This window comes from Nocardioides marmoriginsengisoli, from assembly GCF_003725695.1.
Classification (GTDB): Bacteria; Actinomycetota; Actinomycetes; order Propionibacteriales; family Nocardioidaceae; genus Marmoricola; species Marmoricola marmoriginsengisoli.
This window is the reverse complement of record NZ_RJSE01000001.1, coordinates 181,105-204,774: the sequence shown is the minus strand read 5'-3', so window position 1 is coordinate 204,774 and position 23,670 is coordinate 181,105. Positions and strand designations below refer to the sequence as shown.

General features: G+C 67.9%; 34 protein-coding genes. 31 read left to right on the top strand and 3 right to left on the bottom strand.

From position 1 onward, the window contains the following. Window positions 1–2: 2 nt before the first annotated feature. The 28 genes from EFK50_RS01090 (at window position 3) to EFK50_RS00955 (ending at window position 20,714) form a co-directional block, all read left to right on the top strand. Window positions 3–1,385 (top strand): CdiA C-terminal domain-containing protein, encoded by a 1,383-nt coding sequence (locus EFK50_RS01090; RefSeq protein WP_123225696.1) that lies wholly within the window; start codon window positions 3–5, stop codon window positions 1,383–1,385. After that, window positions 1,372–1,653, top strand: a complete 282-nt coding sequence (locus EFK50_RS01085) for a hypothetical protein (protein WP_123225695.1) — start codon at window positions 1,372–1,374, stop codon at window positions 1,651–1,653. The genes EFK50_RS01090 and EFK50_RS01085 overlap by 14 nt, the downstream gene beginning before the upstream one ends. 164 nt (window positions 1,654–1,817) lie before the next feature. Further along, window positions 1,818–2,591 (top strand): hypothetical protein, encoded by a 774-nt coding sequence (locus EFK50_RS21990; RefSeq protein WP_183407633.1) that lies wholly within the window; start codon window positions 1,818–1,820, stop codon window positions 2,589–2,591. A 30-nt stretch (window positions 2,592–2,621) separates the two neighbouring features. Next, entirely contained in the window at window positions 2,622–2,987 is a 366-nt protein-coding gene (locus EFK50_RS01075) for a hypothetical protein (protein ID WP_123225694.1), read from the top strand. A gap of 6 nt (window positions 2,988–2,993) precedes the next feature. Next, a complete protein-coding gene (locus tag EFK50_RS01070; RefSeq protein ID WP_123225693.1) occupies window positions 2,994–4,043 on the top strand; it encodes a major capsid protein in 1,050 nt (349 codons plus the stop codon). Further along, the gene (locus EFK50_RS01065; protein ID WP_123225692.1) at window positions 4,040–4,537 is read left to right on the top strand and encodes a hypothetical protein; all 498 of its coding nucleotides are present in this window, start codon (window positions 4,040–4,042) and stop codon (window positions 4,535–4,537) included. Before EFK50_RS01070 ends, EFK50_RS01065 begins: the two co-directional genes overlap by 4 nt. A 30-nt stretch (window positions 4,538–4,567) precedes the next feature. Continuing rightward, the gene (locus tag EFK50_RS01060; RefSeq protein WP_123225691.1) at window positions 4,568–4,945 is read left to right on the top strand and encodes a hypothetical protein; all 378 of its coding nucleotides are present in this window, start codon (window positions 4,568–4,570) and stop codon (window positions 4,943–4,945) included. A gap of 1 nt (window position 4,946) precedes the next feature. Next, window positions 4,947–5,381, top strand: a complete 435-nt coding sequence (locus tag EFK50_RS01055) for a DUF6093 family protein (protein ID WP_123225690.1) — start codon at window positions 4,947–4,949, stop codon at window positions 5,379–5,381. Between the two features lie 141 nt (window positions 5,382–5,522). Next, complete coding sequence (locus tag EFK50_RS01050; RefSeq protein WP_123225689.1) at window positions 5,523–5,921, top strand: hypothetical protein; 399 nt, start codon at window positions 5,523–5,525, stop codon at window positions 5,919–5,921. Beyond that, complete coding sequence (locus tag EFK50_RS01045) at window positions 5,918–6,319, top strand: hypothetical protein (protein ID WP_123225688.1); 402 nt, start codon at window positions 5,918–5,920, stop codon at window positions 6,317–6,319. Before EFK50_RS01050 ends, EFK50_RS01045 begins: the two co-directional genes overlap by 4 nt. A gap of 58 nt (window positions 6,320–6,377) precedes the next feature. Beyond that, a complete protein-coding gene (locus EFK50_RS01040) occupies window positions 6,378–6,617 on the top strand; it encodes a hypothetical protein (protein WP_123225687.1) in 240 nt (79 codons plus the stop codon). Beyond that, entirely contained in the window at window positions 6,617–7,147 is a 531-nt protein-coding gene (locus tag EFK50_RS01035) for a phage tail tube protein (RefSeq protein WP_123225686.1), read from the top strand. The genes EFK50_RS01040 and EFK50_RS01035 overlap by 1 nt, the downstream gene beginning before the upstream one ends. Window positions 7,148–7,242: 95 nt before the next feature. Then, window positions 7,243–7,866, top strand: coding sequence for a hypothetical protein (locus EFK50_RS01030; RefSeq protein WP_123225685.1), 624 nt, complete (start codon window positions 7,243–7,245; stop codon window positions 7,864–7,866). Between the two features lie 161 nt (window positions 7,867–8,027). Then, the gene (locus EFK50_RS01025) at window positions 8,028–8,279 is read left to right on the top strand and encodes a hypothetical protein (RefSeq protein ID WP_123225684.1); all 252 of its coding nucleotides are present in this window, start codon (window positions 8,028–8,030) and stop codon (window positions 8,277–8,279) included. After that, complete coding sequence (locus EFK50_RS01020) at window positions 8,263–11,463, top strand: hypothetical protein (protein ID WP_148046012.1); 3,201 nt, start codon at window positions 8,263–8,265, stop codon at window positions 11,461–11,463. The genes EFK50_RS01025 and EFK50_RS01020 overlap by 17 nt, the downstream gene beginning before the upstream one ends. A 200-nt stretch (window positions 11,464–11,663) precedes the next feature. After that, on the top strand, window positions 11,664–13,253 hold the full coding sequence (locus tag EFK50_RS01015) for a hypothetical protein (RefSeq protein ID WP_148046011.1): 1,590 nt from the start codon (window positions 11,664–11,666) through the stop codon (window positions 13,251–13,253). A gap of 107 nt (window positions 13,254–13,360) precedes the next feature. Then, a complete protein-coding gene (locus EFK50_RS01010; RefSeq protein ID WP_123225681.1) occupies window positions 13,361–14,278 on the top strand; it encodes a hypothetical protein in 918 nt (305 codons plus the stop codon). Further along, entirely contained in the window at window positions 14,278–14,727 is a 450-nt protein-coding gene (locus EFK50_RS01005) for a hypothetical protein (RefSeq protein ID WP_123225680.1), read from the top strand. Before EFK50_RS01010 ends, EFK50_RS01005 begins: the two co-directional genes overlap by 1 nt. Before the next feature lie 78 nt (window positions 14,728–14,805). Beyond that, complete coding sequence (locus tag EFK50_RS01000) at window positions 14,806–15,321, top strand: hypothetical protein (protein ID WP_123225679.1); 516 nt, start codon at window positions 14,806–14,808, stop codon at window positions 15,319–15,321. A gap of 44 nt (window positions 15,322–15,365) precedes the next feature. Continuing rightward, window positions 15,366–16,100, top strand: coding sequence for an endonuclease/exonuclease/phosphatase family protein (locus EFK50_RS00995; RefSeq protein ID WP_123225678.1), 735 nt, complete (start codon window positions 15,366–15,368; stop codon window positions 16,098–16,100). Window positions 16,101–16,103: 3 nt separating this feature from the next. Next, window positions 16,104–16,814, top strand: coding sequence for a hypothetical protein (locus EFK50_RS00990; protein WP_123225677.1), 711 nt, complete (start codon window positions 16,104–16,106; stop codon window positions 16,812–16,814). A gap of 81 nt (window positions 16,815–16,895) precedes the next feature. Then, window positions 16,896–17,189: a hypothetical protein gene (locus EFK50_RS00985; protein WP_123225676.1), complete on the top strand. Its 294-nt coding sequence runs from the start codon at window positions 16,896–16,898 to the stop codon at window positions 17,187–17,189. Window position 17,190: 1 nt separating this feature from the next. Next, window positions 17,191–17,613: a phage tail fiber protein gene (locus tag EFK50_RS00980; protein WP_123225675.1), complete on the top strand. Its 423-nt coding sequence runs from the start codon at window positions 17,191–17,193 to the stop codon at window positions 17,611–17,613. Window positions 17,614–17,694: 81 nt separating this feature from the next. Continuing rightward, the gene (locus EFK50_RS00975; protein WP_123225674.1) at window positions 17,695–19,566 is read left to right on the top strand and encodes a hypothetical protein; all 1,872 of its coding nucleotides are present in this window, start codon (window positions 17,695–17,697) and stop codon (window positions 19,564–19,566) included. Next, window positions 19,563–19,874 carry a phage fiber-tail adaptor protein gene (locus EFK50_RS00970; protein ID WP_123225673.1) on the top strand — a complete coding sequence of 104 codons (312 nt, stop codon included), beginning with the start codon at window positions 19,563–19,565 and terminating at the stop codon, window positions 19,872–19,874. Before EFK50_RS00975 ends, EFK50_RS00970 begins: the two co-directional genes overlap by 4 nt. 10 nt (window positions 19,875–19,884) lie before the next feature. After that, complete coding sequence (locus EFK50_RS00965) at window positions 19,885–20,148, top strand: hypothetical protein (protein ID WP_123225672.1); 264 nt, start codon at window positions 19,885–19,887, stop codon at window positions 20,146–20,148. Between the two features lie 3 nt (window positions 20,149–20,151). Then, window positions 20,152–20,502, top strand: a complete 351-nt coding sequence (locus tag EFK50_RS00960; RefSeq protein WP_123225671.1) for a ubiquitination-like system serine protease family protein — start codon at window positions 20,152–20,154, stop codon at window positions 20,500–20,502. Then, the gene (locus EFK50_RS00955; protein ID WP_123225670.1) at window positions 20,502–20,714 is read left to right on the top strand and encodes a hypothetical protein; all 213 of its coding nucleotides are present in this window, start codon (window positions 20,502–20,504) and stop codon (window positions 20,712–20,714) included. Before EFK50_RS00960 ends, EFK50_RS00955 begins: the two co-directional genes overlap by 1 nt. A 132-nt stretch (window positions 20,715–20,846) precedes the next feature. Here EFK50_RS00955 and EFK50_RS00950 read toward each other — a convergent pair whose 3' ends face one another. Beyond that, window positions 20,847–21,101, bottom strand: a complete 255-nt coding sequence (locus EFK50_RS00950) for a hypothetical protein (RefSeq protein WP_148046010.1) — start codon at window positions 21,099–21,101, stop codon at window positions 20,847–20,849. A 58-nt stretch (window positions 21,102–21,159) separates the two neighbouring features. Here EFK50_RS00950 and EFK50_RS00945 point away from each other — a divergent pair, with 58 nt between their 5' ends. From EFK50_RS00945 to EFK50_RS21985, 3 genes are all read left to right on the top strand, one after another. Beyond that, window positions 21,160–21,444: a hypothetical protein gene (locus tag EFK50_RS00945; RefSeq protein ID WP_123225668.1), complete on the top strand. Its 285-nt coding sequence runs from the start codon at window positions 21,160–21,162 to the stop codon at window positions 21,442–21,444. Between the two features lie 276 nt (window positions 21,445–21,720). Next, the gene (locus EFK50_RS00940) at window positions 21,721–22,323 is read left to right on the top strand and encodes a hypothetical protein (protein WP_123225667.1); all 603 of its coding nucleotides are present in this window, start codon (window positions 21,721–21,723) and stop codon (window positions 22,321–22,323) included. A 25-nt stretch (window positions 22,324–22,348) separates the two neighbouring features. Next, a complete protein-coding gene (locus EFK50_RS21985) occupies window positions 22,349–22,501 on the top strand; it encodes a hypothetical protein (RefSeq protein ID WP_183407632.1) in 153 nt (50 codons plus the stop codon). 12 nt (window positions 22,502–22,513) lie between these two features. Here the strand turns inward: EFK50_RS21985 and EFK50_RS21770 are convergent, their stop codons facing one another. Both EFK50_RS21770 and EFK50_RS00930 read right to left on the bottom strand, forming a co-directional pair. Then, window positions 22,514–22,900 (bottom strand): hypothetical protein, encoded by a 387-nt coding sequence (locus EFK50_RS21770; protein ID WP_148046009.1) that lies wholly within the window; start codon window positions 22,898–22,900, stop codon window positions 22,514–22,516. A gap of 424 nt (window positions 22,901–23,324) precedes the next feature. Next, window positions 23,325–23,654 (bottom strand): MGMT family protein, encoded by a 330-nt coding sequence (locus EFK50_RS00930; RefSeq protein WP_123225665.1) that lies wholly within the window; start codon window positions 23,652–23,654, stop codon window positions 23,325–23,327. Window positions 23,655–23,670: the final 16 nt, after the last annotated feature.

Sequence of the window (23,670 nt, the reverse complement as noted above, 5' to 3'; positions counted from 1 at the left end):
GTATGGCCACGGTCGACGAGGCTGCTGCTGGTGCGGCTGCCGCGTTCTGGGTCGAGCAGACCGCATCCCAGGTCGCCGGCCTGACCGACGCTGCCGCCCAGCAGGCAGCGGACGTATGGGCCGGGTTCGCGAGCTGGTACACCCCGGCCGCCGTGGCCGCACAGGCAGCGTTGGCCGCGGAGGTCTCCCGGAACGCCCAGGACGTCGTCACCCAGCTGATGGCGCAGTACCTCGGCGAGATGACCGCGATCCTGGCCGACACCCGTGGCGTGAAGATCCCGCGGATCGTAACCCCGGAGATCCGCAACGGCGCCGACCCGGTGGCCGTGCACTCACGTACGGCGAAGGCGTACCGGGTCGACTACGCGAAGACCCAGGACGACACGGCGGCGATCGCTGCGGCCATGGCCCGGGAGATGAGCCTCATCGAGGCCGACCTGATGCTCGCCGCCCGGCAGGCGCAGGCCGACGCGATGGCCGAGCTCGACGTCGAACGGTACCGGCGGATCCTGCGCCCGGAGCTCTCGGTCACCGGGTCCTGTGGGCTGTGTCTGGCGGCGTCGCTGCAGGTCTACACGATCGGGCAGCTCCTCCCGATCCACGTCCGCTGCAAGTGCCTCACGATGCCGATCATCGGCGGCGTCGACCCGGCGAAGGGTCTGAACGAGGAGGACCGGAACGCGGCGTACGCCGAGGCTGGGGAGACCGGAAAGTCGGCGCTCTCGAACGTCCGGGTCCAGGTCCACGAGCATGGCGAGCTAGGTCCGGTCCTCACGGTCAAGGGGCAGAAGTTCACCGGGCCGAAGGACCTTGCCGAGAAGGGCAGCGGCGGCGGAGACGGTCGCCCGCCGGCCAGGAGCGCAACCGGTGTTCCGGAGGACGACGGGTCGCGTCATCTGCCCGTTGACGAGTCGGTGGTGTTCTCCCGTCAGCTGATCCGTGATCCGGCGCTGAACCCGGTCGTCTCCTACGCCGACCTCGAGCAGCGCGGGCTGCTGGCGGGCGACGACCCGTACGAGTACTTCGACGAGGGCGAGCAGTCGGTCGTCGACTGGCTGGCACGCCGGGGCGTGAGCAACGTCCGGTCGGTACGCCAGGTCCAGGACATCCGAACTCCGGACTCGGTCCTCGATGGCGTTGCGGTCACCGTGGAGATCAAGACGCTCAAGTCGGTAGGCACCGAGACGGCGATCTACAACGCCATCCGGAGCGCACGGGGGCAGTCCAAGAGGATCATCATCGACGGCCGCCGACAGGGTGTGGAACCTGGTGCGGCAGCACGCGGGATCCGGAAGGCCCTCGGTGTGTACGGGGAGGAACTCGTCGAGGTGATCGTGATCCTCGGGGACCGCACGAGCGTAGGATGGTGGCATGGCAGGCGCTGAGGAGACTCTCGTCCTGACGGACGGTTCCGTGCAGGACCGGGTCCGTGCTGCCCTCCAGCCCCTCGGTCTCGGCTCCGGTGAGCTGCTCATCGAGCCCGCCGAGGTCTACCCCGGCCAAGAGCTCGCGATCGACCTCACCGCCACCACCCCGGCCGCTCTGAACGACCTCATCAGCCAGGTCCGCACCATCTTGCGGCGTGACGTCGGGATCACCGACGCACCCACCGCGACCGAGCTCGAGTCCCACGGGATCTCCGCCGCCTCCTAGCCGGCACCGCCTGTCCTTGGAACGTCGCCACGACGCTCCACCGCAACAGCGTCCGTACTAGGAACCTCAGACGCACCACCTGAACGCCCCTGACGTCACGTCTGGGGCGTTTCGCATGTCCAGACCGTCATGGTCGATGCCTTTCCGACAAGGAGCACCCCCGCATGAACAAGTCCGTGCTGACCCCTGCCCACGCCGCGTTCCTCGACGCGACCTTCGCCCGGAACCGGTCCCGCTTCGGTGGGTGGTTCATGGAGGGTCCCGACGACGACGCTGCGGCGAAGGCCGCCGAGGAGAAAGCTGCCGCCGACAAGGCTGCGGCCGAGGAGAAGGCTGCCGCTGAGAAGCGGGCCGCGGAGTCGAAGAACGCGCTCGACGCCGACGGGAAGGACCTCGGGTACCCCAAGGACACCCGAGTCGCGGAGATGACCGACGCGCAGCAGGCGGCCTACCACCGGTACCACTCGAAGAAGCACGAGTCCCGGTACAAGAGCGTCGTCGGCGATCGCACCGACGAGCAGGTCAAGGCCGACCTCGAGGAGCTCGCGAAGATCAAGCGCGAGCAGATGACTCCCTCCGAGCAGGCCATCGCGGCCGCCAAGGAGGAGGGCAAGCAGGAGGCGATCGCCTCCGAGCGGATCAAGACCGCCACGGCACTCTTCCGTGGAGCACTCGAGTCCAGCGACATGCCGGACACCGAGGTCGAAGAGCTCGTGACCGGATTCAACGTCGCGGCCTTCATCACCGACGACGGGGTCGACACGACCAAGATCACGAACTTCGCGAAGAAGTTCACCAAGCCCGGCACGGGCGGCACCGAGCAGCGCAAGCGCGACTTCGGCGGCGGAAGCCGCACCGAGGGCGGAGGCGGCGGGCAGCAGTCCGTCAAGGCCGTCCAGGAAGCCCGTCGCGCTGCACGCGAGGCGAAGAACAAGTAGCCCATCCACCCGTCCCGAAAGGACACCATCATGCCCGGTCTCAAGACCACGCAGTACGGCACCGGTGACTTCTCCTGGATGCGTAACACCGACGGCCTCGACGAGGCCATCACCGGTGTCATCGACATCTCGGACTTCACCGCCGGCACGCACTTCCCGAACGGCTTCCTGCCGTCCGGTCTGCCCGTCCGCATTGACGACCTCGATGACATCCGCCCCTGGGCCGACGTCTCCGGCGCCGTGCTCGGGTTCCTCAAGGGTGACCACAAGACCGACGGCGTCGAGGACGTCAACGTCGCCGTGATCACCCGCGGAAACATCAAGACCGTCAAGCTGCCGGTCGCTTTCACCGTCCCCACCACCGCGGTCCAGCCGCGCTTCTTCTTCGGGAGCTGATCCGTCATGCCGCTTTGGACTGACCTGATTGACCCCGTCGAGGCGACGGGTATCGCGCGCGACGAGCAGTACCTCGTCGAGCAGAGCCGCGGCGGCACTCTCGCCCGGTTCCTTCCGAACGTGTTCGTCGACAGCGACCACGTGAAGTTCTTCCCGGGCCAGACCGGCCTGGTGGACGCGGCCCGTTACCGGGCGTTCAACGCTCGCCCCGAGATCGGGAAGGGTCAGGTCCCGCAGGCGAAGACCATCGACCTGCCCTCGATCGCCCGGAGCGAGCCGATCGACGAGATCACTCAGAAGGAGCTGGCTCGTCTCTCCGACGACCGGGTCAAGAAGAGCATCGAGTCGGCGATCCGCCGGAACGTCCAGGCCATCTCGATGCGCCAGGAGCTGACCCGGGGCATCGCGATCGACCAGGGCAAGGTTGTCGTCGACGCCGACAACTTCTGGATCCTCGACGACTTCGGCCGCAACGTGGCGCTGTCGATCGCGGCCGGCGCTGGCCAGTGGTGGTCCGACCCGGCCATCGACCGTCTCGCGGCGGTGAACACCTGGATCGACGTCTACCGGTCGTTCAACAACGACGAGGCGCCGGGCCGTGTGGTCTTCGGTTCCCGTGCGGCGTACAACGCGTACGCGGCCGGCAACCAGTTCAAGACCCTCGTCGGGGCCTCCGCGTCGCGTCCGCCGCTGACCTCGGAGGTCCAGTCGTACTCCGACGGCGCCGGGATCCCGGAGTACGAGGTGTACGAGCGGACCTACCAGGTCGAAGGGGTCGCGACCCGGGTCCTGGACCCGAAGAAGATCTACTTCCTCCCGGAGCCGACGGACGTCGAGAACGAGGAGGGCACGATCCTCGGGGCCACCTACTGGGGCAAGACGGTCTCGTCCGGGTTCGCGTCGTGGGGCATCGAGCCCGACGAGCAGCCGGGCATCGTCTGCGGCGTCTTCAAGGACGAGAAGGTCGGCTCGTCCGTCGAGGTCGAGGGTGACTCGATCGGTGAGCCCGTCCTGGCGAACCCGAACGCGTCGATGGCGATCCAGGTGCTCGCATGAGCGCCCGGGTGATGCGGTACACCGTGGTGCGTCGACACCCGGACACCGACATCCCGACCGCCCTGGTCGCCGGGAAGCCGGTCCCGGACTGGGCCAAGGACCTGGTCCAGGCCGAGGACCTCGTCGCCGCCAACGGCGAGGCCGTCCAGGAGACCCCTGCGACGCCCGAACCGGCAGCCACGCCCGTCGTACCGGCCACGCCTCCCGCGGCCCCGGTCGAGCCGGCCGATCCGGCTGCCGGTACCGACGACGACGGTACCGACGACGGCGCGGACGGCTCCGGGAACGACAACCACGGCGCCGGTGCACCTCCGGCCGCCCCGACCCCGGACTACAGCGCGCTGAAGAAGGGCGAGCTGCAGGCCGAGGTCGAGAAGCGGAACCAGGGGCGTGAGGACGACGACCTGATCGTGGTCGAGGGCAAGGGCCACGTGGCCGACCTCGTGGCCGCGCTCCAGGCCGACGACGTCGCCCAGTCCGACACCGGCAACTGACCCCACCACCGGCGGTAGGAGGCGAGCAGGATGAGTGACCCGATCCAGATCATCACTGGTCCCGAACTCGCCTCCTACCCCGGTGCAGGGTCACCCTCGGCTGCGGACGCACGCACCTACGCCGTGCTGGTGAACGGGGTCGTCACCGAGGCGTGGAAGAACCCGGTCGAGCCGGTCCCGGCGTGGGTGCGCGCGATCGCGTTCGAAGTCGGCGCACGGGCGTCGCGGAACCCGAAGGGGTTGCAGTCCTGGACCCGGTCGGTCGACGACGCCTCCCGGACCGAGCGGTACTCCGAGCAGGGCGCCCGGGCCGGTATCTACCTCACCCCCGAAGAGGCCGCACGGCTCGGCGGGACCACCCGCCGTCGGAAGCGGTACGGCACGATCCGCGTCCGGCAGGGGTTCTGAGATGTTCACCGCGGCCGAGCTCGCCGAGCACCAAGCCGACGCCGAGTCCCTCATGACGCTGTGCCTGACCCTGTTCAGGCCAACGGGGACGTTCACTCAAGATCCTGACGGGTACGAGGTCCCCGACTACGAAGACATGGGCCAGGTGCGCGGGAAGATCCAGTCTGGTTCTGCGCAGGGCCGGGACACCGCGACCCGGTACCTCCGGATCGGTGACGTCGAACGCCCGGTCCTGGAGGCCGGCCTTCACGTCCCGATCTCAGCTGCGATCCCGAAGCCTGGCCGGCAGCGTGGCCACGGTTGGGAGTACGAGGTCACTTCAGTCGGGTGCGCGGATGACCCGGCGCTGCTGGGGCGCCGCTACCTGGTGGTCGAGGTTCCGGCGAAGTCGTTCGCTACCGCGCGCCGTTTGGACGTAGTTGAGGTGACCGACTGAGTGGTCTGCGCTCGGGAGTCGAACCCGAACTGCGGCACCTCACTGACGTTGGACCGCTCCACACAACTAGGTCAGCAGCTTTGGTCTGCCGTTGCCAACACCGCAGACCACTCACTCTGAGGATACCCCTGGGAGGTTGGCATGCAGGTCCGCGTACGTCACAGCATCGATGACCTCGCATCCGACCTGGCCTCGATCCCGGTCACCGCGGCCAAGGACATGGTCCGCACGGTCCGTGAGGGCCTCAAGGTCGGCAACTCGGTCGCTCGGGACTTCGCCCGACGGTCCTCAGGGGCCCACGGCAAGCTCTACGACCGGGCATTCTCCACGGAGATGCACGGGACGCTGTCGGCGCTGACCGGTGGCGGGCTGATCTCGGGTGAGTACGGGCCTGACGCGTCGAAGGCCCAGGGCGACATGTCGTTCGAGTACGGGTCCCGGAACCAGAAGCCACACCTGGATCTGGCCCGCTCGGCGGACCTGATCGGTGCGACCTTCGCGCACGAGGTCGGCGAGCTCCCTGATCGGTGGTTCTGGTGATCGCCACCCCAGAGCAGCACGCGACAGCCGTGCTCGCGGTCTTGAACGCTGCGCTGAACCCGGGCACCAAGCCCCGGTACGCCTACGACTTCGACGACGTCCCATCGCCCCGCCCGGCCGAGTACGTCGAGGTTTCCGTGACGCGCCGCTTCGGCGGCGAGATCCGTGAGGACGGCACGACCGGAACAACCGGGTGGCGGATCACAGCCCGCTACGTCGCGAAGCGGGTCAGCGACGCCCGGCTGATGCAGTCGAAGTGCACGACCGCGCTCGAGGACGTCCCGCTCATGGTCGCCGGCGAGCTCACAACCGGACCGCTGTTCGAGACGTCCGAGGTCATCGCCCCAGATGACGGCGGCTACTTCACCGGCCTCGACGCCTTCACCTACACCCTCTGACCGGCCCGCTCTGGCCCGGTCCCACCTCTCCGCACCCGACCCGCAAGGGAGTTCTGCCATGCCCGATTACATCCGCGTCAAGGACCGAGAGACGAAGCACGAGTACTCCATCGTCGCTTCGACCCTCAGCTCCGAGGTCCACGAGCGCCTGAAGAAGGACGCCGTCCACACCGACGGGTCGCCGCTTCCGCCGAAGTACTACCGATCCCCCGAGTCCCTGTCGAGCAACGCCAGCGGCGGCAGTCCTGCCTCCGCTTCGTCCGGCCAGAAGGCCACGCCCGAGAAGGAGGCCAACTGATGGCCGCACCGATTCGCCCGACCTCGACCAAGGCGTACGGCCGCGAGAAGTGGCTGTGGGTCCCCGCGATCGCGAACCTGCCGACCCCGGCGATCGCGGAGATCAACGCCGCGACCGGACTCGACGTGTCCTGCATGCTGTTCGCTTCGACCACGAAGCCGTCGAAGAACACCAACCTCGTCGACCGCGAGCGCCGGATCTGCGACACGACCACGTTCCAGCAGATCGGGACGACCACCTACGGCGGCGGCGAGATGCTCGCCGCGTTCGACGAGCAGGGTGCAGCCCTGTCCAACGGGGTCAAGGCGTGGGAGAAGTTCCCCGAGGGCACGGCCGGGTTCCTGGTCCGCCGCCTCGGGATCCTCGTCGCGACCGACTTCGCCGTGGGCCAGTTCGTGTCCGCGTTCCCGGTCGAGTTCGGCCCGCCGTTCCCGATCGTCCAGGGCGACGGCGAGGCCGCGGAGGTCGGGTTCTCCTCGACGTTCGCGATCACCGCACCGCCGGCGTTCAAGGTCGCGATCACGGCCTGATTCGTCTCCCTGGGGCGTCGGGTTCGACAGCCGACGCCCCAGGGGCTCCACGCCCTTCTGTCGACCATCCCTGTCGACCTGTCGAAGGAGAATCCATGGGCGCGATCAAGCCCCGCACGACCACCGTGATCCTGTTCCAGGGCGACGACCTGGACCCGATGACCGAGAAGGCTCAGGCCGTCGAGAAGGCCGTCAAGTCCGCTGCACCCGCGCGCGTCGGGGACGCGGAGGACCCCAACCTGACGAAGTCGACGACGTCGTTCGACGAGTTCATGGACGAGGCCACCGAACGTGCCGAGAAGGTCACGCTGACCGCGCTGGCTCGGAAGGCGTACCGGGTGTTGCTGAACGCCCACCCGCCTCGGATGGTCGAGAACGAGGACGGGCCCCCGACACCACACCCGGAGGATGCCGCGAAGGGCTTCAACCGGGAGACCTTCGGGGACGACCTGGTTCCGGTCTCGATGCACCTTGGCCGGATCGGTGATGACGACGAGGCCCGGAAGGTGATCCTGGACCAGGTCGTGGAGCGCACCTACGTGCCGCCGACCGACATCGTGGAGCTCACCGACAGCGTCTCGGACGGCGACTTCTCCAAGCTGTACGCGGCGGCGGTGAACCTGAACCAGAGCCCGGGGCCGGACCCAAAAGTGCGGCTCTCGTCGCATCTCGCGCCGACGTCCGACGAGACCTCCACCTCGCCCGCTCGGTTGGCCTGAGCAGCCTCTCCGCGTTCTACGACCTGCCCGAGGACCAGCAGGACCTCTGGGTCTCGGAGTGGCAGCACAAGGCCACCCAGCACACCTGCGGGAACCAGCGTGACGTCTGTTCGGACCCACACAAGGACTGGTACCCGCAACGGGAGGTCTGCTTCGCGGCGATGAACGAGGCCGCTGCGAAGCGCCGCTACGAGGCACTGCACAAGGAGCGGCCGTTCCACAACGGGGACTTCAGGAACTGGTCGGCCGAGGCCACACCGGCGACCCCTTTCCACTACCTCGACGGCGTCGACATCTCCGTCGCAGAGGTCGACCTGAACCCCACGGACGACTTCCTCAACGCACGCCGCGTGTTCGGCAACCACGACTCATCTGACGGCGAAGGAGGTGACCCGAATGGCGACTCGTCGTGAGCGTGTGGTGCTGGAACTCGAGGACCAGTTCACCGCACCGATCATCCGGGCCGCCGCCGCGACCGAGCTCCTGAACAAGCGCCTCGACGGGCTCTCGCACGAGGCCGTCCAGTCATCGAAGGCGACCCGCGATCTCGATCGGGACGTCGACGGCGTCGGGAAGACGTCGCGCCGTACCGAGAAGGATATCGACCGACTCTCCGGGCGGCTTCGGATCCTCGCCGAGGTCGCTGCGATCCTCGGGCCAGCGTTCGTCCCGATCGGAGCGGTCGCTGTCCCGGCGGTCACCGGCCTGGCCTCAGCCCTCGGGTTCGCTGCCTTCGGCGCCGGGACCGCAGTCCTGGCGTTCCAGGGCGTCGGGGACGCACTGAAGGCCGTCAACAAGGCTGCGCTCGAGCCGACCACCGCGAACCTCACCGCGGCACGTGAGGCCATGGCGCAGATCTCGCCCGAGGCTCGCCGGTTCGTCCGGGAGCTCCGCAGCATGGTCCCCGAGCTCAAGGAACTACGCGACCTTGCCGCGACTGGCCTGTTCCCCGGGCTGACCGAGGGCCTCGACGGCCTCGAAGGTGCCCTGCCGCGGGTCGAGCGGATCGTGTCGGCCATCTCCACCGAACTCGGCACCATCGCCGGAGACGCCGGCCAGTCGCTGGGGTCGGATCGGTGGGCACCGTTCCTGGACTTCGTCGCAGTCGAGGGCCCGTCGGCGTTGGCCGACTTCGCGACCGCGGCCGGGAACACCGCCCACGCGCTCGCCGGGCTGGGGATGTCCACGACCCCACTGAACCAGGACTTCTCGCGGTGGCTGATCGAGGCGACTGCTGACCTGGACCGGTGGGCAAACGGGCTCGGCCAGACCGAAGGGTTCGCCGAGTTCCTCGCCTACGTCGAAGAGACCGGCCCCCAGGTTGCTGACACCCTCGGTGCGCTCGGCGACGCCGCGCTGCAGATCGTCGAAGCGGCTGCCCCGCTCGGCGGTCCGGTGCTCCAGGGGTTGGAGGCCGTCGCGAACGTCCTCTCGGCGATCGCGGACTCCGACCTTGGGACCCCGATCTTCGCCGGCCTCGCAGCGCTCTCGCTGTACAACCGGGCACTGAAGGTCACCGCAAGCCTCCAGGCCAGCGCCCTGGGCCAGAAGTACCTCCCCGAGGGCGGGTTCTCCGGGTCCACCCTGAAGAGTCAGATCCCGACCATGCAGCAGTTCGGGACCGTGGCGTACCGCGTTGGGCAGTCCTCGAAGTACGCCTCCGACGAGACGTTGAAGGCCCGCGAGAGCGTCCGCACGTTCGGGGCAACCGCTGGCCGATCCGTCGCCCCGCTCGCGGGTCTAGCCGTGGCCAGCACAGGCGCCGCGGACAAGATCGGCCTCACCAACACCGTCAGCCTCGCACTGGCCGGGACCATGGCAGGCCCCTGGGGTGCCGCGCTCGGCGCCGGTGCTGGGTTCCTCCTCGATGCCAAGGCCAGCAGCGACAGCTTCGCCGCTTCCCTGCGCGAGATCGACCGCGCGATCACCTCAGGGAACCTCGACACCCTCCAGGCACAGCTCGCTGCAGCGAACAAGGAGCTCGACGACGCCCAGCACCACGACGGACTGGGCGACACCCTCTCCGACATCTTCAACGGCGACTGGCGCAGCAAGGCGACCTTCATCCCCGTCGTCGGCGGGTGGATCAGCAGCCTCGGCGGTGTCGAGACCGCCGCGGACCGGGCGCAGGAGAAGATCGACCGGATCAACACCGGCACCAACCTGGCGCGCGCGAACGCTCAGGCAGACCTCCTCGCGGCTGGGTTCAAGGCCACCGCCGCCGGCATCGACACGGCCTCCATGTCCGTCGACCAGTTCACCGCAAGCCTGGAGCGCGCGTACAACGCGATCAACTCGTTCGATGCAGCAACTAGCTATGCCGCCGCAGTCGATGACTTCACCAAGGGCTTGAAGGACAACGGTCGAACCCTGGACATCAATACCGAGAAGGGTCGAGCTAACCGGGATGGTTTGACTCGGATCGCGAAGGAAGCGTTGGAGCTCTCGAAGACTCTCACTGGCCAAGAGAAGTTCACCTTCATGGACCAGGCGCGGGATGACTTCATCAAGGCTCAGATCGCGGCTGGGAAGTCCCGCGCCGCGGCGAAGGCTTTCGCGGACCAGGTGGGACTCGTCAATCAGGCCAAGGGCGTGGCGAAGATCGACCTGAACAAGGTTGCTGCCGAGCGCAAGCTTGCGACGTTCAGCGTCGCCCTGGACGGGTTCGTGCGCAAGAAGCGGACTATCCACGTCGGGCTGAACGTGGACAAGCCTTCGGGCAAGTTCGACATCCTGGGCAACCTCGGCGAATCGGCTGACGGGACCACGGTCCCGAAGACAGGTCTCCCGTACGCCGACCGGCACCTGTACCTGCTCGCGGACGGCGAAGAAGTCGTGTCGAACCGGCACGGGCAGGCAGACCGCCACCGCGGTCTGCTGAAGGCCATCAACGACGGCCGCCTTGCAGACGGCGGTACTGCCGGTAGGTACCCGTCGGGCTTGTCGTCGTACATCCGTGACGACCTGGACATGAAGTTCCCGACGACGCTTCGTCAGTGGAACAAGGCGATCGCAGCCTCGACGAAGGTGGTCGAGAAGGAGACGTCGAAGCGGCAGGCGTTGCTCGATCAGGCGCAGTCGGTTCGGGACTCGATCTCGTCGAACTACAACTCGGACCTGTTCGGCAAGACGGACTCCTCGGTGTGGATGTCTGCGGCTGACCGCATGAAGGCCGGCAAGGGGGATGTCTTCTCGACTCTGACTGGCGACATCGGCAGCTTGAGGTCGCTTGAGAGTGCGATCGACCAGCTGACGGCGAAGGGTCTCGACAGCGATGCGTTGGCGTACCTGCTGAGCGAGGGGTCGCTGCAGGACGTACAGAACTTTGCAACTGGCCCGAAGGCTGACGTCGCGCGGTACGAGTCGCTGTACAACCAGCGCGACCGGCTGACCACGAGCGTCGGGAACGCCGGTGCGGCTGCTGCATTCGGTCCGGCGCTTGCCACCTCGAAGGCGCAGCTCGCAACTCTGAACCGCCTCGACCGGTCGATGCAGCGCGTCGGCAACTTGCTCGAGAAGAACCCGAACGCTACCGGTGCAGCGATCGCGCGTGCCATCAACGGTGTCGGCCCGAAGCGCCCGAAGGGGAAGCGATGATCTCGAACCCACAGCACGCCCTCGCGTTCGGAACCCTGAACCTGATCGGCACGGATGCAGAGCAGGCGGCGACCGGGTTCCAGTTCCAGGCACTCGGCGATGACGCTGACTGGGGCAACCCGGTCCCGATCGAGCAGAAGATCACCTCGTGGCTCCAGGACGGCGCGATCGTCGCGCTCACCGGCCAGGACAACCGGCAGATGTTCCTGCGGATCCAGGTGCTCGCGGACGACTCGAACGCTCTGGCGGTGGCTGAGCAGGCGCTGATGTTCGAGTCCTACCGCCGGAACCTCCTGACGTGGACGCCGCCTGACGGCGCTGGTGAGCCGTGCGTGTTCACGGTCGTCATGTCGAGCTTCGATGAGGTGCCCAACGACCTGAACGACCTGCGGGTCATCGCGACGTACGGGCTGAAGATTCAGGCTGAGCCGTACGTGCGCGCACAGACGATGGTGTCGGCGACGAAGTCGACCCAGTCGGGCACGCAGGTCATCACCTCGATCGACGCGTGCACGTCGGCCACTGGGTGGGCCTTCCAGAAGCAGCCGGCGGGCGGTCCCCCCACCTCGGCGCCTCCTGGGGTCATCGGTGGAGGATGGCTCTCGGGTGTTGCGTCGGACATCTTCACCAACCTTGCCACCCGAGTTTCGATGGTGCGGACCGGCCTGTCGACGAGCCTGGCTGGGAGTCCGTACATCCGCATCGAGGCTACGTCGACGTTGACCAACGCCAAGTACGCCTACGGCACGAGCGGCATGACGTTCAAGCTGAACGGGATCGTGGCGCCGGTCGCGGTCCAGGAGGGGAACCTCTACTGGTTCGACGCTGCCGCTCTCGGGATCTCGACACTGAACTCGCTGGAGATCACGGTCCAAGCCGGCGGGACCTCTTCAACCAACAGCGTGCGCATCAACGCCTACGACGTCTCCCGATCCAACATGCTCGGCACGAAGGCAACGAACCGGCAGCTCTCCCGGATCCTCCAGGTCGCTGGATCGGCCCGCACTCAGGGCAGCCTCGTACTCTCGGACGAGACCAAGGCGCTTGGCACCGCCCTGATCTACACGTGCCCCGCGACCCCTGGGTTGGAGCAACCATCACTGCGGCGACTGCTGACGTCAGGCAACTCCCCGACCGTTGATTCGACGCTCATCTCTGGGTTCAGCAGCGACATCAACACACTGCACACCTTTGACGTTCCGACAACCGGACTGCCGCCCGGCGGGTACCTGTTGCTCGCCCGCCTGGGCATCGGGTCAGTCCTGATCTCGCCATGGACGATCACTTGGGCCGCGAAGTCCCGACAGGCCGGAGTCAACCTGCCTGGCGTGCAGACGGGCACCCGCGTCATCGCCAGCCCGCCTCAGTGGGACATCTACGAGATCGGAACGATGACTCTGCCGCCCCGCAAGATGGGCTCAGGCGGCCTCGTACGGATCGAACTCTCGTGCAACTCGTCATGCCTGATCGACGAGGCGTGGCTCTTCAACATCGACACCGGCCGGCTGACCAGGGTCGAGTGCGGAACCGGTGCACCGACTCCCGGAACGCTTGCTAACCGCCTCTGGCTGGACTCCCCCACCCTAGAATCACCCGTTCCGACCGTCTGGCTCGGCACCGAGGCCGACCGGTCCGACAGCTACCACGCAGCAGCCGAGCTGAAGTCCTTCGGGAACCACGAGTTCGTGCCGCCCGAGATGAACGTCTTCACCGTCACCTCCTACGCCCAAGAAACGACGATCACACTCAGCCACTACCCGCGTTTCCATACCCGCGTGGCCGCAGCATGAGCGAGCAACTCACCGCTGGTGGATCCTGGGTCTCAACCATCGGCGCATGGGGTGGACTGAAGTACTCCTCGACCGCCGATGGTGGATCCGAGGACGCGTCTTGGCAGATGGATCTGCCGCCGACGTTCACGCACCCGTCGCTGCGGATGGGCAAGGTCGTCGAGATCAAGGTCGGTCCCGTGAACGTCTGGAAGGGCATGCTCAACCAGCCCAAGGTCTCCGAGGACGGGTGGGAGTTCTCGGCGATCGGTCTCGCGGACGAGTTCTACTCCGCACACCTGTGCCTGGACTCGGGAGGCGATACGACCAGCACGCCGAACGTGGCCGTGGACCAGGCGATCGCCGATGGGTTCGCAGGGTCACGGCCAGCATCCCTCTCCGCGGTCCCGTTCTCCGGGTCGAACGACACCGACAAGCTGAACTACGTCGGTGACCTGCTCGACGCATGGGCAACCAGTGTCAGCAAGCGGTGGCGCGTCGACCCGGACGGTCGGGTGATCGCCGCCACAGACCCGACCACCCCGACCTGGTATCTGGCGCCTGGGGCAACGCAGATCGGGCTCGCCGACGACGACTACGCCTCTGACCTCTACCTGCGTTACAAGTCCGGTGCCGCCTCGTACGCCACCGTGCACGTCAACGACCCCACGGCAACCGCGACCCGCCGTCGCGCTGTCCCGGTCGACGTCACCAGCCTCGGGGTCACCACGAGCGGCAACGTCACGAACATCGGCAACGGGATGCTCGCGAAGGGCAAGGCTCGCTACGCCTGGACCAACGCGGTCAACCCGGCCCGACTGCAGCTCACCACTCCGGGAGGAACCCCTGCCTGCCTGTCGTTCGTGAAGGCCGGCGACATGGTCCGCTCGTTCAGCGTGATCAACGAGCAGGGCATCGTGCTCCCCTACGTCGACTGGATCATCGGCAAGGCTGAGTACGAGGTCGGGTCCGACACGATCCAGCTGGCACCCACCGAGCTCGCAGCTCGCAACCTCGGGGACGTGCTCTCGTTGGCGGTGTCCTGATGGGCTGGGACGGAAACTCCTCCTCGGACGGGTACACCCCGTTCACACCGGTGTGGACCGCCGCGGGGGGCTCCCCGGCGATCGGGTCCGGCGGCGCTCTCTCGATGCGGTACAACGTCCAGCCTGGGAACCTCGTCACGGTCGACTTCTACATGCTGCTCGGCACGACCGGCCTGAACATCGGGACCGGCACCTGGACGTTCACCCTCCCGGTGCCGGCGTTGAACAGTCCGAGCTCGAACATCGCCCGGGGCAACATCTGGTTCCGCGACGTCTCCGCGTCCCTCGACTACCCCACGGGGTTCGTGATCCTCCCGACCGCGTCGACTCTGAACATCCGCGGACTCTCTGGGACCGGCACGAGCACACTCCTCGGGTCCACCGCCCCCGTCGTACCGGCTGCCGGCGACTGGATCAGCGGCCAGTTCACCTACGAAGCCGCCGCCTAGCTGAACCGGTCACGGCGTGCGTTGTCCGCTGGCCTGCGCCCTGCGTCGATCATCCGCCCCAGCAGAGGGAGACCATTCGTGTCTGAGACCGCCCAGCTGATCTCGATCGCTGTCGGACTCGTAGGTCTTCTCGGTGCCGCGTGGCGTTGGGGACGGCCGAAGTGGCGCGAGTTCCGCAAGGACGTCATCTCGGTTCGCGACACCCTGATCGGGCGAGATCCCATCATCGACACCGTCACGAAGGCTGTCCTCACCGAGAAGCGTCCGAGCATCGGCGAGCTCCAGGCTGAGACCGACCGCAAGGTCGAGTACGCGATCGGGAAGCTCCACGTCATCGAGCACGAGGTCATGAACAACGACGGCTCGTCGTTGAAGGACTCGGTGCACCGCATCGAGGGCCGGCTCGCTTCTGGTGATGACCGGTTCGAGCGGATCGAAGGCCAGATGGACGAGGTCCTGACCGGCAGCACCGAGCGCCTCGACAGGTTCGAGGACATTCTCCGGACCCTCGCCGAGGGCCAGAACCTCGTCTGGCCCGCCATCAAGGCCGCCGTGGAGTCCACCCCGGCCGACCCGGCAACGCCCGGATCCTGACCCGCTCACCCGCGCGGCCCATCACGACCCCACGGAGGTTCCCCATGCCCGAACGCAGAGCACCCCGCGTCCTTCGCGGTGCGACGTTCAACATCCTGCGCCGCGACCCCGAGGGCCGGCAGGCGCTGGCGAACCAGCTCAAGCGGTACTGCGAGGCCCACCACCTGGACTTCGTGCTGCTCCAGGAGATCGCCGGCCACCACGCGGCCCTGCGGACGATCGAGGGCTACGACCTGATCGCGTTCCCGGCCACCCCCGACCGGGGTGACAACGGGATCCTGGTCCGTCACGCGGTCCCCCACGGGCCCGGCATGTCGATCGCGGTGAAGTCGTACTGGTTCACCCGCAAGGGGAAGCGGTTCCCGGCCCGCTCGATCGTCTCGGTCGGCCTGTCGGACTGGCTCCGCGTGACCACGGTCCACGCCCCGGTGCAGGTCCTGAACCACTCCAGCCGATTCCGTGGGGCTGCTCGGCGGATCACGGCGTACCGGCGCACGGCGGCCGCGCTCGTCAAGCACGCCCGCCGGGTCGCGAACCGCACTCCGGGGGTGGCGCTGGTGATCGCCGGGGACTGGAACGCCGGCACCGCGGCCTACGGGGTGGGGACCCCGTCGTGGGTCGCCCGGAAGGCCGGGATGAAGAAGCACCGCGTGGTCGGAGCTCGGATCGACTGGCCGATGTCGCGGGGCTGCCACCTCGACGACATCGAGGTCGACCGGACCCCGCACAACCTCGGCTCCGACCACCCGATCGTCCGCTTCACCGTCACGGAGGACTGACCGATGCAGCACCAGTACCGCAGCCCGTCTGCGAAGAAGATCATCGATCTCGCTCTGGGGGAGGTCGGGTACCGCGAGGGCCGCGAGGACGGCACCTGGACCAACGAGCAGAAGTACTCCCCTGCTGTGCCGAGCCTGAAGTGGTCCCAGTTCCAGGCGTGGTGCGCCACGTTCATCTCCTGGCTGGCCCTGAAGGCGGGGTTCGGGCGGCTCTACCCGTGCACAGCGAGCACCGATACCGGCGCTCGCTGGTTCAAGGCCCGCGGCCAGTGGTCGGAGTACCCGGCCATCGGCGGCCAGGGCTTCCTCGGTCGCAACGGCGACATGTTCCACACCTTCCTCGTCATCGACTTCGACGACACCTGGATCTGGACCGTCGAGGGGAACACCAACACCGACGGCTCTCCCCAGGGCAACGGTGTCTACCAGCTGAAGCGCCGGCGCACGCTCGACACGATCGAGGGCTACGGCCTCCCCCAGTTCCCCGAAGGCATCGTCTCCGCCGACCCGGCCCGAGCCGCGCGCAACCCCAAGCCACCGAAGGAGCCCATCGTGGCCACACCGCAGAGCACTCCCTGGACCCGCACCCGGAAGCGCCTCACCGACGCGATCAACCACCCGGACGCCAAGAAGATCCCGATCACCCGCCCGCGGGTCCGGGCGTTCCTCCGAACCATCCGGGTCGGTCTGGCCGCTACCCCGAAGAACAAGTAGCGCGCACCCGCACCACCGATTCCTCTTCAGGCCCAGTCGCTCCGGCTGGGCCTTCGTCGTACCCGAAGCAAGGAGATCCAGATGAGCGAGACCCCGACGCCCGAGCCGTTCACGTGCGACGGCTGCGGCCAGACCGACACGGATCCGATGATCCACGTCGGCTTCATCAACTGGAAGAAGGACGAGCGGACCACGATCGCGGAGCCTTCGTTCCACCACGACTGCCTTCCGGACGAGCTCGCGGCCGAGCTCGTCGGCCCGCAGAACGCGGTCGCCGCGGCGGCCGTCGAGGCCGCCCACTCCGGGATCCGCGGTGAGGCGCTGCGCGAGTTCATCCAGGCCCAGCCCAACGACAACGACCTCGAGGAGAACTGAGATGTCCAAGTTCACCGCCTTCGCCAACGACGTCCTCGACGCGGTCTACGACACCGGCGCGTCGGGCACCCTCGCCCTGGGCCCGGTCTCGGCGCGGGTCAACTACACCCTGCCGATGAAGGTCGCCCTCACGACGACCCTGTGCACGGCCAGCGCGGCCGGCACCGAGGTCGCCGGTGGGTCCTACGCCCGGCAGTCGATCGCCGGGTCGATGGCCGCGGCCTCGGCCGGGTCGAAGTCCAGCAACGCGGCGATCACGTTCTCGAACATGCCGGCGTGCACCTGGAACGACGTGTTCGTCGCCGACTCCACCGGCACCCCGAAGAACATGACGTTCCGAGGCGGGACGAACCTCGCGAAGACCGTCAACGCCGGCGACACCGCGATGATCCCGTCCGGGTCGCTGACCGGCACCGAGGCGTAGCACCAGTTGCACCACCGCGCGGGGCCCCGGGTCGGGGCCCTGCGCTGGTACCTGACCGTCGACACTGTGGAGGGGTGACTCGTGGCGATCGCGCACCGGACTCCGACCGTCGGCACCGCCAACATCGTCACCTCGGTCACGGTCAACAAGCCGACCGGTACCGCTGTCGGCGATCTGCTCATCGCCGCGCTGTCGGCGAACGTCGCGAAGACCTGGAACATCCCCGCGGGGTGGGCGCTGGTCCCCGGGACCTCGGCGGGTTCACAGGCGGCGTACCTCTACCGGATCGCGGACGGGTCCGAGGGGTCGTCGTTCACGTTCTCGGTCACCTCCGGCACGGCGAACCTGCGCGCGGCGATCGACTGCGTCACCGGCGCCGACCCGATCTCACCGTGGGATGCCGCGTCGTTCCAGCAGGGTGCCTCTGCGACCTCCAACGCGATCCCCGGTCTCACCGTGGCCACCGGCACCTACCTCCTCTCGCTCCTCTACCGCGTCGGGTCGGCGGGCGTGGTGACTCCGCCGGGCTCGATGTCGCAGGACTTCCAGGACAACTCCACCCAGTCGTTCGCCGGCGCGCACGAGACCGCGACACCGGGAGCAACCGGCACCCGGACGTGGACCTGGACCACGATCTCGGTCACGGCCGGCCTGCTGGCTTCGATCAACCCTCCTGCGCCGGTCACCGCCGCTGCGACGCTGGCAGGCACCAGCACCCTGGCGGCCAACGGGCAGCAGAGCATCCCCGCCGCCGTCACGATGGCCGGGACCAGCACCCTCGCCGCAGCTGGCCGACAGGACGTCCCCGGCACGGTTGCGTTCGCCGGGACGAGCACGCTCACTGCGAGCGGGCGTCAGGACACCGCGTCTGCTGTCACGATCGCCGGCACCAGCGCTCTGACGGTGACCGGCCGCCAGGACGTGCCTGGCGATGTCATGATCGCTGGCACGGGCACCCTGGCCGCCTCGGCGAGCAGCGCAGCAGTCGCCGCCGCCACCCTGGCGGGCACGAGCTCGCTCGCGGTGGCCCCGGTCGTCCAGCGTCCCGCCGCCGTCACCCTGGCGGGTACGAGCTCGCTCGCCGCAGCTGCACGCCAGAGCATCCCCGCCACGGTCGTACTCGCCAGCACCAGCGCCCTGACCGCGGCCGGCCGCCAGGACATCCCCGCGGCCATCGCGATCTCAGGCACGAGCACCCTGGCGGCGGGAAGCACCCAGCAGGTCCCCGCCTCGGTCGTGCTCGTAGGAACTGGGTCTCTGGCGGCGTCCGGACAGCAGACGATCACCGGCGCTCTCATCCTGGCCGGGGCCAGCACCCTGGCCGCCGTGGTGCGCGTCGACGTCCCTGCCGCGGTGGCGCTGGCCAGCACCAGTTCCCTCATGGCGACCGCGCGCGCTGAGGTGCCCGCCTCGGTCGTGCTCGCCGGAACCAGCAGCCTCACCGTCGCCGGTCACCAGAGCATCCCTGCCGCGATCGTGCTCGCCGGGGAAAGCACCCTGGCGACCGACTCGGCCGGATCCGTGTCCGCCCCGGCAACCTTCACCGGCACCAGCACCCTCGCGGTCGGCGGCGCGCTCGTACGGCCCGCGGCCGTCATCATCTCGGGCACCAGCTCGCTGACAGTCTCCGGGCTCGTACAGGAGCTCGCGGCCGTCGTGCTCGCCGGTCACGGGACCCTCAGCGCCAGCACCAAGGCCGAGATCCCCGCCAACCTCACCCTCGCCGGACTCGGCACCCTCCTCGCCACCGCGGCCAGCGTCCTGGCCAGCGGCCCGCTCCTGCTCGCCGGGACCAGCTCCCTCATCGCCAACGGCGTCGTGCTCGTCCCCGCAGCACCGACACCCCCAGAGCGCACCTACAACGTGCCCGCCGAGAACCGAACCGTCCAGGTCCTCGCCCGTCCCCGGACCTACAACGTGCCCGCCGAGAACCGAACCGTGGAGGTCCAGTGAGTACCTGCAGCCCGGAGGACGACAACTACTTCACCAAGGACCCGGACTCCAAGCTCGACTACCTCGCGAACTGGGCCGGGACCGGGCCGAAGGGCCCGTGGCTAAAGGACGGCGACACCATCGCGACCTCGGAGTGGATCGTCCCGGCCGGCCTGACCAAGACCGACGAAGCCAACACCGACACCACCGCCACGATCTGGCTCTCCGGCGGCACCCTCGGCCAGTCCTACGAGGTCGTCAACCGGATCACCACCGCCCAAGGCCGCGGCGAGGACCAGACCCTGCACTTCGACATCATCGAGCACTGAGGAGCCACCCATGCTGAAGACCATCCTGAACGCCCTCCGCAACGAGCCGATCCGGGTCCGGATCTACGGCCTGACCGTGCTGGTCGCCGGGTACCTCCACGAGCGCGGCCTGATCGACCTGGTCGACGTCCGCTTCGCCGGCGCCGCGGCGCTCATCATCTTCGGCGCCGAGACCGCCCGGAGGAAGGTCATCCCGACGAGGAAGCTCGACTCCGACCTGCTCGCCGCCCGGAACCGGCCCGAGCCCGTCGACCCGGCACTGCTCCAGGACTGATCCGTGGTCGACGTCGCCAAGACGGCCACCAACGGCACCGCGCCCGGCCGCCGGGTCCACTTCCGATGCCCGGGCTGCGGCACCGTCCACGGCGTGACCGTCGATGCCCCGAACAGCTGGACCTGGAACGGTGACCTGCAGCGGCCCACGTTCGAGCCGTCCGTGCTCGTGCACCCGCATCGGACGTTTGTGAACGGCGACCTGGACGGTGACGCGCTGACCGCCCCGGAGAACATCACGATGACGCCGCTGTGTCACTCGTTCGTCCGCGGCGGCCGGATCGAGTTCCTCGGCGACTGCACCCACGGCCTCGCTGGCCAGACCGTCGACCTGCCGCCGTGGCGGGAGGACTGATGCAGTCCCCGCCGCTCGAGCTCGTCCTCGACGTCGTCCACCTCGGGGCCCGGAACCTGCTCCGCAACCGGGGTGACGCTGACGGCGACACGATCAGCGAGATCACCCGATCGGTGAAGGACCAGATCCCGTACGGCGACCAGGTCCTCGCGGTCGCGCTCGCCGCCCTGGCCGCCGGCTACTGGGTCCACATCTGCCGACCACGCACCTAGCCTGCCGCTGTACGACGCTGCCCCGTCGCTCTCTTCGGAGAGCGGCGGGGCGTTTCGTCGTGCTCGGGCGCCCCCGAATGTCCCGGATAGTGTCCCCTCGACGTACGGCCCTGACCTGCAAGAACGCGCTATCTACCCCGTTCCTGGACCACCTTGATGTCCACGCTGACGTCCAGCCAACGGGGCCTCCGACTCGACCGGCTGCAGGTACGACGCCGGCACCCACTCGACCCGGGCTTCCTCGCGGCGCTCGTCGATCCAAAGCACGTACGCCTCCCACATTGGCGGCGAGGCGTTCACCACCCGGCGCCGCCAGGTCAGCACCAGACCCTGCCGCGGCAGCCCGACATCGAGCGGCGGCAGCATCCACACGTGCCGGGTCTTCATCAACGCACGATAGAACAGATGTTCGAGAAACGGCTCGCGGTCATGGAAGGATGCCGCCATGGGGCCAGCGATCTACCTAGGACTGGTGATCGCGGACCCCTCGGTCGTTGCCAAGCTCCACGAGAAGCACACAATCACGCTCGAGCAGGTCAGGGAAGCCATCCAGTGGCCCGCCAAGGCCCGCACCGCTGAAGAGACCCACCCTGAACACGGGTGGCGGGTTGTAGCCATCGGCACTGCAGCGTGTGGTGACACGGTGCTCGCCACCCTCCTTCCAGTACCAACTTGGGCCGGGACAGCCGCCGATACCTGGGTCGTGCTGACCGCGCGCTGGGTGCGCTGAACTGGCGCGCGTTTGGTCATCTGTCTACACCCGGCTACCAACGTGTGCTCATAATGGGGACATGGACCAGGACTGGACAGACGACGAGAACCTTTCGCGCGAAGAGACCCTCGCTCGCTTCGAGGCACTCGATCCCGTCGAAACGACTGGTCCCACGATCCCGGCCGGAGGACGTCTCTCCCAGCCTATGACCTTCGGCGCACACACCATCACCCGCGTCGGCGGAGCTCCGCTCCAGCACACAGTCTCGGTCACTTCCGGGGTACCCCAGCACGCATGAGCATCTTCACCGACTCGCGAGCCGTCATCTTCATCGCCGACTACGCATCAGATGAAGGCAACGGCAAAGTCGGCGCCCTCGGCATCGGATTCCGTGTCGTCGGCATGAATCCCAACGGGCTGAGCGCCCCTCAGACCGTCGTCGTAATGATCGACGTTCCCGCCAAGCACATCGGCCAGCAGTTCCCGATCTCGCTGGAACTACGGCGCAGCGACAACGACCAAATCGTGAAGATGATCGGTCCTACAGGGCAGCAAGACTCGCTACGAGTCCAGCAGATGGTGAGCGCATCGCCCAACGGACTCACCGGGGTCTACCTGCCTCCCGATTTCGGTGGCAGGGTCCAGGTCGTGATGCAGTTCCCGAACGGCATCCAGCTCGAGCCAGGCGTCACCTACCACTGGAAGCTCGAGATCGAGGGCCAGCACAACAAGCAGTGGGTCAGCGAGTTCCACATGGCCGGCCCGCCCCCTCAGCCGATCATCGGGGGCCCCGCGGACCATCCGACCGAGTCGATGCCGCCTCTGACCGAGTACGTCGTGCCCCAGCCCAAGCCCGCAGACGCGCCTGGCGACGAGCCTCCCACCGACCAGGCTTGATCTCGATCCTGCGTACCCTCACCTGGTGATCCTGCACTTCGCCTCCCGCCCGGCGGCCGACACCACCGCCGAAGCCCACCACTGGACCCTCGAAGGCGACGACTACGACACCCTCGTCGGCGAAGCCAAGGCCAGCGTCCCCGACGGCTGGCACCTACTCTCCGTACGCCGCGACTAGCTCCACGACGACCTACTGCAGCGCTGATGAACCGACAGCCTCACAACGGTCCGCCATCGTCCTGATCGCAGTCGTAAGGCCATCGAAGGCCGCCAGGGCGTCCGCCCCTGGCGCCGGATCAGCCGCCAGGGCGTCAATCGCAGGGAGCAGGATGTCGATCGCGTTCTTCGTCTCGGCATCCCCCGATGACGAGAGCTCGCGCAGCTCGGCGCCGGCCTTGGTCCATACAGATGGTTCGGCCATCACGTCCGCTGGAATCGCAGCCTCGATCAACGGACAGGTCTCCCGCAACGACGACGACGATGCCGGGTTCTCGTTGTTCCCGCCGTCAGACTTGGCCGCGCCTCCTCCGCAACCAGCACCTAGGACGAGCAGAGCGGCGACGAGGGCGAACTTCATGGCTGCGAGCGTTGCAGGTGAGCGGGCTTCACGTCTAGGGAACGCTGATCAGCGTTGCTCCCCCGTTGCTCCCCGACCAATGCATAGCGAGGGCTACTGAGCGCAAATGGGTGAAGGCCCCGTCCAAGTATGAGTTGGACGGGGCCTTCGGGTTGATCCTCGGGTGATGCCTCCGATCGACCTGCTGCTCGCCTGAGATCCCCACCGCGCATCACCGCCGTGGCGACGAGTTGCCCCGTCGGATGGAACTCCTGCTCCTAGCTGATCGGCTCCCCCCGAAGGGTTCGCGTGAGAGAAGTTCTATGCCAGTTCTCGACCCCGGCGCAAGGGGGTTTCCCCAACTATTTCAGGGAAATCTCGCTTCTCGGCGTGTCGTCCACAGTTCGCGTCCCGCTGTCCACAGAAACGTCGAGTTGTCCACCGATCAGGGCAGCGGCCTGTGGATATCCGACGGGATCCAGACCGCCTTCTTGAGGTCGACGGCACCGCTCGGCCGCAAGGGCGTGCCCTCGCCGAGGTACTCCTGGTGTGCCCGGTGGTCGTGCGACGGCGGCAACGACCCGTCGGCGCGGACGACCCGCCACCACGGCACCGGTCCGCCGTACCCGGCCATCACCGCACCGACCTGGCGCGGACCGCCCTGACCGATCGCCACGGCGATCAGCCCGTACGTCGTCACCATCCCCGGCGGCACCTGCTCGACGATCGAGAGCACCGCCTCGACGTAGTCGTCGGGGTCGAGACGCCGGGCCATGCCCGGAAGCCTAGAC

Excerpts from the sequence above, each read along its gene's own strand:
- EFK50_RS00955 (WP_123225670.1), top strand. The coding sequence starts at position 20,502 with ATGCAGTCCCCGCCGCTCGAGCTCGTCCTCGACGTCGTCCACCTCGGG.
- EFK50_RS01035 (WP_123225686.1), top strand. The coding sequence starts at position 6,617 with ATGGCCGCACCGATTCGCCCGACCTCGACCAAGGCGTACGGCCGCGAG.
- EFK50_RS01065 (WP_123225692.1), top strand. The coding sequence starts at position 4,040 with ATGAGCGCCCGGGTGATGCGGTACACCGTGGTGCGTCGACACCCGGAC.
- EFK50_RS00995 (WP_123225678.1), top strand. The coding sequence starts at position 15,366 with ATGCCCGAACGCAGAGCACCCCGCGTCCTTCGCGGTGCGACGTTCAAC.
- EFK50_RS00950 (WP_148046010.1), bottom strand. The coding sequence starts at position 21,101 with ATGAAGACCCGGCACGTGTGGATGCTGCCGCCGCTCGATGTCGGGCTG.
- EFK50_RS21770 (WP_148046009.1), bottom strand. The coding sequence starts at position 22,900 with ATGAAGTTCGCCCTCGTCGCCGCTCTGCTCGTCCTAGGTGCTGGTTGC.
- EFK50_RS01040 (WP_123225687.1), top strand. The coding sequence starts at position 6,378 with ATGCCCGATTACATCCGCGTCAAGGACCGAGAGACGAAGCACGAGTAC.
- EFK50_RS01070 (WP_123225693.1), top strand. The coding sequence starts at position 2,994 with ATGCCGCTTTGGACTGACCTGATTGACCCCGTCGAGGCGACGGGTATC.
- EFK50_RS00980 (WP_123225675.1), top strand. The coding sequence starts at position 17,191 with ATGTCCAAGTTCACCGCCTTCGCCAACGACGTCCTCGACGCGGTCTAC.
- EFK50_RS21990 (WP_183407633.1), top strand. The coding sequence starts at position 1,818 with ATGAACAAGTCCGTGCTGACCCCTGCCCACGCCGCGTTCCTCGACGCG.
- EFK50_RS01010 (WP_123225681.1), top strand. The coding sequence starts at position 13,361 with ATGGATCTGCCGCCGACGTTCACGCACCCGTCGCTGCGGATGGGCAAG.
- EFK50_RS00965 (WP_123225672.1), top strand. The coding sequence starts at position 19,885 with ATGCTGAAGACCATCCTGAACGCCCTCCGCAACGAGCCGATCCGGGTC.
- EFK50_RS01075 (WP_123225694.1), top strand. The coding sequence starts at position 2,622 with ATGCCCGGTCTCAAGACCACGCAGTACGGCACCGGTGACTTCTCCTGG.
- EFK50_RS01050 (WP_123225689.1), top strand. The coding sequence starts at position 5,523 with ATGCAGGTCCGCGTACGTCACAGCATCGATGACCTCGCATCCGACCTG.
- EFK50_RS00930 (WP_123225665.1), bottom strand. The coding sequence starts at position 23,654 with ATGGCCCGGCGTCTCGACCCCGACGACTACGTCGAGGCGGTGCTCTCG.
- EFK50_RS01015 (WP_148046011.1), top strand. The coding sequence starts at position 11,664 with ATGTTCCTGCGGATCCAGGTGCTCGCGGACGACTCGAACGCTCTGGCG.
- EFK50_RS01060 (WP_123225691.1), top strand. The coding sequence starts at position 4,568 with ATGAGTGACCCGATCCAGATCATCACTGGTCCCGAACTCGCCTCCTAC.
- EFK50_RS01090 (WP_123225696.1), top strand. The coding sequence starts at position 3 with ATGGCCACGGTCGACGAGGCTGCTGCTGGTGCGGCTGCCGCGTTCTGG.
- EFK50_RS00945 (WP_123225668.1), top strand. The coding sequence starts at position 21,160 with ATGGGGCCAGCGATCTACCTAGGACTGGTGATCGCGGACCCCTCGGTC.
- EFK50_RS01005 (WP_123225680.1), top strand. The coding sequence starts at position 14,278 with ATGGGCTGGGACGGAAACTCCTCCTCGGACGGGTACACCCCGTTCACA.
- EFK50_RS01055 (WP_123225690.1), top strand. The coding sequence starts at position 4,947 with ATGTTCACCGCGGCCGAGCTCGCCGAGCACCAAGCCGACGCCGAGTCC.
- EFK50_RS01020 (WP_148046012.1), top strand. The coding sequence starts at position 8,263 with ATGGCGACTCGTCGTGAGCGTGTGGTGCTGGAACTCGAGGACCAGTTC.
- EFK50_RS00940 (WP_123225667.1), top strand. The coding sequence starts at position 21,721 with ATGAGCATCTTCACCGACTCGCGAGCCGTCATCTTCATCGCCGACTAC.
- EFK50_RS00990 (WP_123225677.1), top strand. The coding sequence starts at position 16,104 with ATGCAGCACCAGTACCGCAGCCCGTCTGCGAAGAAGATCATCGATCTC.
- EFK50_RS00985 (WP_123225676.1), top strand. The coding sequence starts at position 16,896 with ATGAGCGAGACCCCGACGCCCGAGCCGTTCACGTGCGACGGCTGCGGC.
- EFK50_RS01085 (WP_123225695.1), top strand. The coding sequence starts at position 1,372 with ATGGCAGGCGCTGAGGAGACTCTCGTCCTGACGGACGGTTCCGTGCAG.
- EFK50_RS01025 (WP_123225684.1), top strand. The coding sequence starts at position 8,028 with ATGAACGAGGCCGCTGCGAAGCGCCGCTACGAGGCACTGCACAAGGAG.
- EFK50_RS01030 (WP_123225685.1), top strand. The coding sequence starts at position 7,243 with ATGGGCGCGATCAAGCCCCGCACGACCACCGTGATCCTGTTCCAGGGC.